This is a genomic window from Staphylococcus sp. 231237_7MaSpsaltlick (assembly GCF_043107035.1).
The window spans coordinates 1-10,590 of sequence record NZ_JBICNX010000047.1 but is presented as its reverse complement, the minus strand read 5'-3'; the positions used below and the strand labels follow the sequence as shown (position 1 = coordinate 10,590).

Here is a 10,590-nt window from a genome sequence, read left to right as displayed (position 1 = left end):
AGGATGGGAGCACGAAGATGAGCGTATTTATTGATAAGAATACAAAAGTAATTGTACAAGGTATCACAGGGTCAACTGCCCTTTTCCATACAAAACAAATGCTTGAATATGGTACACAAATTGTTGCTGGGGTTACTCCAGGTAAAGGCGGACAAGTTGTTGAAGGCGTTCCAGTATTCAATACAGTTGAAGAAGCACAAGAAGAGACAGGAGCTACAGTTTCTGTTATATACGTACCTGCACCATTCGCTGCAGATGCAATTTTAGAATGTATTGAAGCTGAGTTAGATTTAGCAATCTGTATTACAGAACATATCCCAGTAGTTGATATGGTCAAAGTTAAGCGTTACTCAGAAGGTAAGAAAACACGTGTCGTTGGCCCAAACTGTCCAGGCGTAATCACTGCTGATGAATGTAAAATTGGAATTATGCCAGGTTATATCCATAAAAAAGGTCATGTCGGCGTAGTTTCACGTTCTGGTACATTAACTTATGAAGCAGTACATCAATTAACTGAAGAAGGAATTGGCCAAACAACTGCTGTAGGTATTGGCGGAGACCCTGTTAACGGTACAAACTTTATTGATGTATTAAAAGCATTTAATGAAGATGAAGAAACTAAAGCTGTTGTTATGATTGGCGAAATCGGGGGTACTGCAGAAGAAGAAGCTGCAGAGTGGATTAAAGCTAACATGACTAAACCTGTGGTAGGTTTCGTTGGTGGCCAAACAGCTCCTCCAGGTAAGCGTATGGGTCATGCTGGCGCTATTATCTCAGGCGGTAAAGGTACTGCAGAAGAAAAAATTAAAACACTTAATAGCTGTGGCGTGAAAACAGCAGATACACCTTCTGAAATTGGTACGACATTGATAGATGCTGCAAAAGAAGCAGGTATATACGAACAATTATTGACTGTTAAATAATTGTTTCTTCCATAATGCGCACAAATTCCGATAATATGTCGGAGTTTGTGCTTTTTTAGGTTGCGTTTCTACCATATTAATAGTTCAATAATATATCATTAAAAATTGCGTTCAATTTTAATATAAGGTAGTTTTTACACTTGGTACTATTTATACTGTTATATTATGCGTCGCTTATATGAGCGAACTCGTTCAATTACAAGAATTACTCTTTAAAGTTATATTACATTTCATAAAAAATGATTCTATAATGTAAAATAAAACCAATAGAAATTCCTTTATAATATACATATAAAGGAGCTCGATACATGAAAGAACAACTTTACTTAAAACTGAGATTTTCAGGGTTAACCACACGTCATTTGCACCGATTATTTGAATTTGCACCGTCATTTATACATGATAGTGAAATAGAACAAAAATACACCCTCAAAAGTTTTTTAACAAAGTCAGCAATTAAAAGAAAACGTACGATTTATGACAACTTTTTAAATTTAGAGCTTAAGCATATTTTCAAATTGCTTAAACAATGGCATATTAGTTATGTGACTATTGATTCTAATACTTATCCTAAATTATTGCGTGAAATACATGATCCACCATTTATCCTTTTTTATAAAGGTCATCCTTCTTTAATGCAATCTACACAAACACTTGCTATTATCGGTTCGAGACAAGCTACTAAGTATACTCAAATAACACTAGAAACATTCTTCCCCGATTTTAAAAAAGAAAATTTAATTATCATATCTGGTTTGGCTAAAGGTGCTGATAGAATGGCTCATGAACAAACGCTGAAATATAATATGGGAGCGATTGCTGTGTTAGGTTTTGGTCATAAATATCACTATCCTAAAGAAACTAAAGCTATTCGAAAGCAAATAGAGGCTAAAGGTATAGTAATTAGTGAGTATTTACCGACAGAAGGTCCTCAGAAACATTATTTTCCAGAGCGAAATAGAATTATTAGCGGCCTTGCAAAAGGTGTTTTTATTACAGAATCAACTTTGAATAGTGGTACCAATATAACGTTAGATTGCGCATTGGAGCAAAATAGAGAAGTGTATGTATTACCTGGATCTATATACAATCCTATGGTCCAAGGAAATTTAATGAATGCCCAAGAAGGCGCAAAAATTGTTGTGAAAGTATGTGACATTTTAGAAGATTATAATTAATCAATGTAAATTTTAGGTATTATGAAATTTTAAATAGTTAGTAATATAGTTTCATAGAAAACATATGTAAAACTAATGACAATTATAAATTTTGACCACAATAATACGTTGATTTAATACACACCAAAATTAAAAACATTGACAAAAACAAAATACACCGTTTATCATTTATCTTTGTAATTAGAAAATGCAAGGGGGTAACTACTTTGGCAGAAAATTTAGTCATAGTTGAATCGCCTGCAAAAGCTAAAACTATTGAAAAATATTTAGGGAAAAAATACAAAGTTATCGCATCAATGGGGCATGTTCGAGATTTGCCTCGTAGTCAAATGGGCGTAGATGCAGAAAATGATTATGAACCCAAATATATTACAATACGCGGCAAAGGGCCTGTAGTTAAAGAATTAAAGAAACATGCTAAGAAAGCCAAAAAAGTTTTCCTAGCGAGTGACCCGGACCGTGAAGGTGAAGCTATTGCTTGGCATTTAGCAAATATATTAAATTTAGAAGATTCAAAAGAAAATAGAGTAGTGTTTAATGAAATAACAAAAGATGCAGTGAAAGATAGCTTTAAACATCCAAGAGGTATAGAGATGGAGCTTGTGGATGCACAACAAGCTCGCCGTATATTAGACCGTTTGGTAGGCTATAATATTTCACCAGTACTTTGGAAAAAAGTGAAAAAAGGGCTGTCAGCCGGCCGCGTACAATCAGTGGCACTAAGACTTGTCATTGATCGAGAAAATGAAATAAGAAACTTTAAACCAGAAGAATACTGGAAAATTGAAGGCGAATTTAGATATAAAAAATCTAAATTTACAGCTAAATTTTTACATTTAAAAAACAAACCATACAAGTTAACAAATAAAGATGACGTTGAAAAAGTGACAACACAGTTGGACGGAGATCAATTCGAAGTAACGAAAGTAACGAAGAAAGAAAAAACACGTTACCCTGCAAACCCATTTACAACTTCAACGTTGCAACAAGAAGCTGCGCGTAAGTTGAACTTTAAAGCGCGTAAAACAATGATGTTAGCACAACAATTATACGAAGGTATTGACTTGAAAAAACAAGGTACGGTTGGTTTAATTACCTATATGCGTACTGATTCAACGAGAATATCCGATCAAGCTAAGGCAGAAGCTAAAAACTATATTGAAGAAACTTATGGTCAAAACTATACATCAAATCGCAAAGCAAAAGGTCAAGGAGCTCAAGATGCTCACGAAGCAATCAGACCTTCAAGCACTTTACGTACACCAAATGAAATGAAACAATTTTTAACTAGAGATCAACATAGACTTTATAAATTAATTTGGGAACGTTTTGTAGCTAGTCAAATGGCACCAGCAATCTTAGATACAGTTGCCATGGATATAACGCAAAATGATATAAAATTCCGTGCAAATGGTCAAACAATCAAATTTAAAGGTTTTATGACATTATATGTTGAAGCAAAAGATGATAATGATGATGGTAAAGATAATAAATTGCCGAATATTGAAGAAGGTGAAATGGTTACAGCTACAAATATTGAACCATCACAACATTTCACACAGCCACCACCACGTTATACTGAAGCTCGTCTAGTTAAAACAATGGAAGAGTTGAAGATTGGGAGACCTTCTACGTATGCACCAACTATTGATACAATACAAAAAAGAAATTATGTAAAAAATGAAAGTAAACGGTTTGTGCCAACAGAATTAGGTGAAATCGTACACGAACAAGTAAAAGATTACTTCCCAGAAATCATAGATGTTGATTTCACTGTGAATATGGAAACATTACTAGATAAAGTGGCGGACGGTGAAATTCCATGGAAAAAGGTAATAAGAGACTTTTACAGTAGTTTCAGCCAAGATGTTGAACGTGCTGAAGAAGAAATGGAAAAAATTGAAATTAAAGATGAACCTGCTGGTGAAGACTGTGAAGTATGTGGTTCACCAATGGTCATTAAAATGGGACGTTATGGTAAATTTATGGCGTGCTCAAATTTCCCGGATTGTCGTAATACAAAAGCCATTGTTAAAACAATTGGGGTAACTTGTCCAAAATGTAAAGAAGGCGACGTCGTAGAGCGTAAATCGAAGAAAAATCGTGTGTTCTATGGTTGTTCGAAATATCCAGAATGTGATTTTGTTACATGGGATAAACCAATAGGTCGAGACTGTCCAAAATGTGAACAATATCTTGTTGAGAAAAAACAAGGGCGTAAGAGCCAAGTTGTATGTTCTAATTGTGATTACAAAGAAGAAGAACAGAAATAAATAATGAAATATCGCTTGTTGTTTTAAATAATTATATATGAACGATAGTAGCAACTTACGACATATATTTATAATTTAGATGATATATTTATAAATATGATAGAATGTCTAAGTTGCTATTTTATAAGTAGGAGGTAAATAAATGACTCAAGTAGTAAACGTCGTAGGTGCTGGGCTTGCTGGTTCAGAAGCTGCATATCAATTGGCACAACGAGGTATAAAAGTCAATCTTATTGAGATGAGACCAGTTAAGCAAACGCCTGCACATCACACCGATAAGTTTGCTGAATTAGTGTGTTCTAACTCATTAAGAGGTAATGCGTTAACAAATGCAGTAGGTGTACTTAAAGAAGAAATGAGACGTTTGGATTCATTGATTATTCGTGCTGCAGATAAAGCAAGAGTACCAGCAGGAGGTGCTTTAGCGGTTGATCGTCATGATTTTGCAGGTTATGTTACTGAAACATTAAAAGAACATCCAAATATAACAGTATTAAATGAAGAAATTAATAGCATTCCAGAAGGGTATACTATTATTGCTACTGGACCTTTAACAACAGATAAATTGGCAAATGAAATTGTCGAAGCCACTGGTAAAGATCAATTATATTTTTATGATGCAGCGGCGCCTATCGTTGAAAAAGATAGTATAGATTTAGACAAAGCGTATCTAAAATCACGTTATGACAAAGGTGAAGCAGCCTATTTAAATTGTCCTATGACTGAAGAAGAGTTTAATACATTTTATGATGCTTTAATGGAAGCAGAAGTTGCTCCAGTCAATGAATTTGAAAAAGAAAAATACTTTGAAGGTTGTATGCCGTTTGAAGTTATGGCGGAGCGCGGTAGAAAGACTTTACTATTTGGGCCAATGAAGCCAGTAGGGCTTGAAGACCCTAAGACCGGAAAAAGACCATATGCTGTGGTTCAATTGCGTCAAGATGATGCGGCAGGCACATTATATAATATTGTAGGATTCCAAACACATTTAAAATGGGGCGCACAAAAAGAAGTTATTCGTCTTATACCTGGCTTAGAGAATGTTGAAATTGTAAGATATGGCGTGATGCATCGTAATACCTTTATTAATTCCCCTGATGTTTTAACAGAAACGTATGAACTAAAGGGAAGAGAAGAACTATACTTTGCAGGTCAAATGACAGGTGTAGAAGGTTATGTAGAAAGCGCTGCGAGTGGTCTTGTAGCCGGCATAAATGTTGCACATAAAATACAAAATAAAGGTGAGGTCATTTTCCCGAGAGAAACAATGATTGGAAGTATGGCATATTATATTTCACATGCTAAAAATGAAAAGAACTTCCAACCGATGAATGCTAATTTTGGACTTTTACCTACTTTAGAAAATAGAATTAAAGATAAAAAATTACGTTATGAAACATTAGCAAACCGTGCATTAGACTACTTAGATAACTATAAAAAAACACTTTAAAAATATCGCATTTAACAAACAACTCCGAAAATTTTGAAAGTTTTACTCAATTTAATAGTTTTTTTTCGCAGACTCCTCTTTCAATATGCTACAATTCATATTGATGGAGGGGTTTTTAATGGAAAAAATCCAACAAGCATATTTATATATGTTGAAAGTGGAGAAACAATTTTCAGAGCATACATTGAAATCATACCATGATGATTTAGAACAATTTAATGATTTCTTATCACAGGAACATTTGTTATTAGCTACATTTGAATATAAAGATGCTAGAAACTATTTAAGTTACTTATATTCAAAAAACTTGAAAAGAACCTCAGTTTCTCGTAAAATTTCTACGCTGAGAAGTTTTTACGAATACTGGATGACACAAGATGAACAAGTAGTTAACCCATTCGTACAATTAGTACATCCCAAGAAAGAACAATATTTACCTCACTTTTTTTATGAAGAGGAAATGAAAGCCTTATTTGATACTGTTGAAAGTGATACTAAGAAAGGTTTGAGAGACAGAGTGATCTTAGAATTACTTTATGCAACTGGAATTAGGGTTTCTGAATTGGTTAATATAAAAGAACAAGATGTAGATATGTATGCACCAGGAGTCAAAGTATTGGGTAAAGGTGGTAAAGAGCGTTTTATACCTTTTGGTGAATTTTGCAAGCAAAGTATTGAACGTTACTTAATACAATTCAAACCTAAAACAAATAGTGATCATACGTATTTATTAGTCAATATGAACGGAGAACCCATTACAGAACGTGGCGTACGTTATGTACTAAATGATGTTGTAAAACGTACCGCAGGCGTGACTGAAATTCATCCTCACAAACTAAGGCACACGTTTGCAACGCACATGTTAAATCAAGGCGCTGATTTACGAACAGTGCAGTCTTTATTAGGGCATGTTAACTTGTCTACAACAGGGAGATATACACACGTGACAAATGAACAATTAAGAAAAGTTTATTTAAATGCACATCCACGTGCAAAAAAGGAGAATTAGTTTATGAGTACATCAATCCATGCAACAACTATTTTTGCAGTTCAGCATAATGGTCATTCAGCAATGGCTGGTGATGGTCAAGTTACACTTGGCGAGCAAGTTATTATGAAGCAAACAGCTAGAAAAGTAAGACGTTTGTATAATGATAAAGTTTTGGCAGGTTTTGCCGGAAGTGTAGCTGATGCCTTCACTTTATTTGAAAAATTTGAAACAAAATTACAACAATTTAGCGGTAACTTGGAAAGAGCTGCGGTAGAATTGGCTCAAGAATGGCGTGGAGATAAACAACTTAGACAATTAGAAGCTATGCTTATAGTTATGGATGAAACTTCAATACTTGTAGTTAGTGGTACTGGTGAAGTTATTGCTCCAGATGATAATTTAATCGCTATAGGCTCTGGCGGTAACTACGCTTTAAGTGCAGGTAGGGCATTAAAGAGTAACGCAACCCATTTAACAGCGAGTGAAATGGCGTATGAAAGTTTAAAAGTTGCTTCAGATATTTGTGTATTTACAAATGATCAAATCATCGTAGAAGAATTGTAAATAATAAAAATGAAAATTTAATTGTTTGCAATGTAAAATTGTTTAAGATTAAGATATAGTTGAAATAGTGAAAATTTTCCATAATTAGCTATTAATATGTTTCAGAGATAAAAAATGATTATAACGGAGGTAACTTGTCTAATGGAGACGAATGGTATTAAATTAACACCTAAAGATATTGTTACAAAACTTAATGAATATATAGTCGGACAAGATGATGCAAAACGTAAAGTTGCGATAGCTTTAAGAAATCGATATAGAAGAAGTCTTTTGACTGAAGAAGAAAAACAAGAGGTCGCTCCGAAAAATATATTGATGATTGGACCAACAGGTGTTGGTAAAACGGAAATCGCTAGACGCATGGCAAAAGTAGTAGGTGCGCCATTTATTAAAGTAGAAGCTACGAAGTTTACGGAAGTTGGTTATGTAGGTCGAGATGTAGAAAGTATGGTACGTGACCTCGTCGATATTGCGGTCAGATTAGTAAAAGAGCAGAAAAAAACATTAGTACATGATGAAGCGCAAAATAAAGCCAATGAAAAGTTAGTTAAATTATTAGTGCCTAGCATGAAGAAAAAGGCAACGACAAATAATAATAACAACCCATTAGAGTCACTTTTTGGAGGTTCGATGCCTAATTTCGGTCAAAATAATGACGAAGAGGAAGAAGCACCTACTGAAGAAGTTAAAACAAAGCGTTCAGAAATTAAACAGCAATTATTGGATGGTAAGTTAGAAGAAGAAAAAGTTAGATTGAAGGTTGAGCAAGACCCTGCTGCAATGGGTATGTTAGGTACGAATCAAAATCAACAAATGCAAGATATGATGAATCAATTAATGCCTAAGAAAAAAGTTGAACGAGAAGTGCCTGTTAAAACGGCGCGCAAGATTTTGACAGATGAATTTGCCGACGAGTTAATCGATCAAGAAACAGCAAATCAAGAAGCGATTGAATTAGCAGAACAAATGGGTATTATCTTTATCGATGAAATTGATAAAGTAGCCACAAATAATCAAAGTTCAGGTCAAGACGTTTCACGACAAGGTGTACAAAGAGATATTTTACCAATTCTTGAAGGTAGCATGGTTCAAACGAAGTATGGTACTGTTAATACTGAACATATGCTATTTATTGGTGCAGGAGCATTCCACGTGTCTAAACCAAGTGATTTAATTCCAGAGTTACAAGGTCGTTTTCCAATTCGTGTTGAATTAGAAAGTTTATCAGTGGGAGATTTCGTTAGAATCTTGACTGAACCTAAATTATCACTTATCAAACAATATGAAGCGTTACTTCAAACTGAGCAAGTAACAGTCAACTTTACTGATGATGCAATTAAACGATTAGCAGAGATAGCATTCCAGGTAAATCAAGATACTGATAACATTGGTGCACGTCGATTGCATACAATACTTGAAAAAATGTTGGAAGATTTATCTTTTGAAGCACCAAGTATGCCTAATGCAGTGGTAGATATTACACCACAATACGTAGACGATAAGTTGAAAACAATTTCAACAAATAAAGATTTAAGTGCATTTATTTTATAATATAAATAAAAAGGAGAAGGAATATGAGCTTATTATCGAAAACTAGAGAATTAAATACGCTTTTACAAAAACATAAAGGTATTGCTGTAGATTTTAAAGACGTAGCACAAACGATAAGTAGTGTAACGGTTACTAATGTATTTATAGTTTCAAGAAAAGGTAAAATTTTAGGATCAAGTTTAAACGAGTTGTTAAAAAATGAACGTATTATCCAAATGTTAGAAAGTAGACATATCCCTGTAGAATATACAGATCAGTTGATGGATGTTAAAGAAACACAATCTAATATCGACATTGATAATGTGTTAACTGTATTCCCGCCAGAAAACAAAGATTTATTTGGCGATAGCAAAACAACAATTTTTCCAATTTTAGGCGGTGGCGAAAGACTAGGTACGTTAGTACTTGGACGTGTAACTGACGATTTCTCAGAAAACGATCTAGTTTTAGGCGAATATGCAGCTACAGTCATCGGTATGGAAATTTTACGTGAAAAACACAACGAAGTAGAAAAAGAAGCTAGAGATAAAGCTGCGATAAGCATGGCAATCAATTCACTATCATATTCAGAAAGCGAAGCGATTGAACACATTTTTGAAGAATTAGGCGGCAAAGAAGGTCTTTTAATCGCTTCTAAAGTGGCAGATCGAGTTGGTATTACACGTTCAGTGATTGTTAATGCACTACGTAAACTTGAAAGTGCTGGCGTAATAGAATCACGTTCACTAGGAATGAAAGGTACTTTCATCAAAGTTAAAAAAGAAAAATTCTTGGATGAATTAGACCGTATTAAATAATTTATATGAGTAATAAATATATAAAACAAATTTAAATATTTTGATTTTATAACCTAAAGGTTTGTGCAAATCATTAAAGCTAATCATGAAGGAATAATGTGTTTTTATAGCACTATTTAAATATAATCAAACATTTACAATACTAATTAAGAGGCTGAAACAGATCATGATGTTTGAGCCTCTTAAATGTTTAAAATAGTAGTTTGAAAGTATTGATTTATAGTAATGTATATGTTATATTTATTGACGGCTATGAAGCCAATACGCACATAAAAAGTGAAAGTATAAAGGGTGCGACATACTAAATGTTGTGTTTATATGAGCTTTTTATGGAGGTAGAAAACCAATAGGAGGAATTTTATTATGGCAGTAATTTCAATGAAACAATTGCTAGAAGCAGGTGTTCACTTCGGTCACCAAACACGCCGTTGGAACCCAAAAATGAAAAGATATATCTTCACTGAAAGAAACGGTATTTACATTATCGATTTACAAAAAACAGTGAAAAAAGTAGAAGAAGCTTATAACTTCATTAAACAAGTATCAGAAGATGGCGGAAAAGTTTTATTTGTTGGTACTAAAAAACAAGCACAAGATTCAGTTAAATCTGAAGCAGAACGTGCTGGTCAATATTACGTAAACCAAAGATGGTTAGGCGGCATCTTGACTAACTATAAAACAATTTCTAAACGTATCAAACGTATCTCTGAAATTGAAAAAATGGAAGAAGATGGCTTATTCGAAGTATTACCTAAAAAAGAAGTTGTAGAACTTAAAAAAGAATATGACCGTTTAATTAAATTCTTAGGCGGAATTCGTGATATGAAATCTATGCCTCAAGCATTATTTGTAGTTGACCCTCG

At 33.8% G+C, this 10,590-nt stretch carries 9 protein-coding genes; all 9 read left to right on the top strand.

Translation table 11 applies throughout. From position 1 onward, the window contains the following. Positions 1-17 precede the first annotated feature (17 nt). Positions 18-923 carry a succinate--CoA ligase subunit alpha gene (gene sucD / locus ACF91D_RS28835; protein WP_039066771.1) on the top strand — a complete coding sequence of 302 codons (906 nt, stop codon included), beginning with the start codon at positions 18-20 and terminating at the stop codon, positions 921-923. Between the two features lie 308 nt (positions 924-1,231). Then, positions 1,232-2,101, top strand: coding sequence for a DNA-processing protein DprA (gene dprA, locus ACF91D_RS28830; protein ID WP_039066769.1), 870 nt, complete (start codon positions 1,232-1,234; stop codon positions 2,099-2,101). A gap of 206 nt (positions 2,102-2,307) precedes the next feature. Next, positions 2,308-4,374, top strand: coding sequence for a type I DNA topoisomerase (gene topA / locus ACF91D_RS28825; protein WP_039066768.1), 2,067 nt, complete (start codon positions 2,308-2,310; stop codon positions 4,372-4,374). Positions 4,375-4,516: 142 nt separating this feature from the next. Further along, positions 4,517-5,824 carry an FADH(2)-oxidizing methylenetetrahydrofolate--tRNA-(uracil(54)-C(5))-methyltransferase TrmFO gene (gene trmFO / locus ACF91D_RS28820; RefSeq protein ID WP_039066766.1) on the top strand — a complete coding sequence of 436 codons (1,308 nt, stop codon included), beginning with the start codon at positions 4,517-4,519 and terminating at the stop codon, positions 5,822-5,824. 118 nt (positions 5,825-5,942) lie between these two features. Beyond that, positions 5,943-6,833 carry a tyrosine recombinase XerC gene (gene xerC / locus ACF91D_RS28815; protein ID WP_039066765.1) on the top strand — a complete coding sequence of 297 codons (891 nt, stop codon included), beginning with the start codon at positions 5,943-5,945 and terminating at the stop codon, positions 6,831-6,833. A gap of 3 nt (positions 6,834-6,836) precedes the next feature. Further along, positions 6,837-7,379 carry an ATP-dependent protease subunit HslV gene (gene hslV / locus ACF91D_RS28810; protein WP_017724288.1) on the top strand — a complete coding sequence of 181 codons (543 nt, stop codon included), beginning with the start codon at positions 6,837-6,839 and terminating at the stop codon, positions 7,377-7,379. Between the two features lie 141 nt (positions 7,380-7,520). After that, a complete protein-coding gene (gene hslU / locus ACF91D_RS28805; RefSeq protein ID WP_039066763.1) occupies positions 7,521-8,930 on the top strand; it encodes an ATP-dependent protease ATPase subunit HslU in 1,410 nt (469 codons plus the stop codon). A gap of 23 nt (positions 8,931-8,953) precedes the next feature. Next, complete coding sequence (gene codY / locus ACF91D_RS28800) at positions 8,954-9,727, top strand: GTP-sensing pleiotropic transcriptional regulator CodY (RefSeq protein ID WP_017724290.1); 774 nt, start codon at positions 8,954-8,956, stop codon at positions 9,725-9,727. A 363-nt stretch (positions 9,728-10,090) separates the two neighbouring features. After that, positions 10,091-10,590, top strand: a 500-nt coding sequence (gene rpsB, locus ACF91D_RS28795) for a 30S ribosomal protein S2 (RefSeq protein WP_392438203.1), incomplete at its 3' end; no start/stop codon positions are given.

Bases quoted from the DNA above. Each gene is read 5' to 3' on its own strand.
- hslV (WP_017724288.1), top strand. From the start codon at position 6,837: ATGAGTACATCAATCCATGCAACAACTATTTTTGCAGTTCAGCATAAT.
- xerC (WP_039066765.1), top strand. From the start codon at position 5,943: ATGGAAAAAATCCAACAAGCATATTTATATATGTTGAAAGTGGAGAAA.
- codY (WP_017724290.1), top strand. From the start codon at position 8,954: ATGAGCTTATTATCGAAAACTAGAGAATTAAATACGCTTTTACAAAAA.
- sucD (WP_039066771.1), top strand. From the start codon at position 18: ATGAGCGTATTTATTGATAAGAATACAAAAGTAATTGTACAAGGTATC.
- trmFO (WP_039066766.1), top strand. From the start codon at position 4,517: ATGACTCAAGTAGTAAACGTCGTAGGTGCTGGGCTTGCTGGTTCAGAA.
- hslU (WP_039066763.1), top strand. From the start codon at position 7,521: ATGGAGACGAATGGTATTAAATTAACACCTAAAGATATTGTTACAAAA.
- dprA (WP_039066769.1), top strand. From the start codon at position 1,232: ATGAAAGAACAACTTTACTTAAAACTGAGATTTTCAGGGTTAACCACA.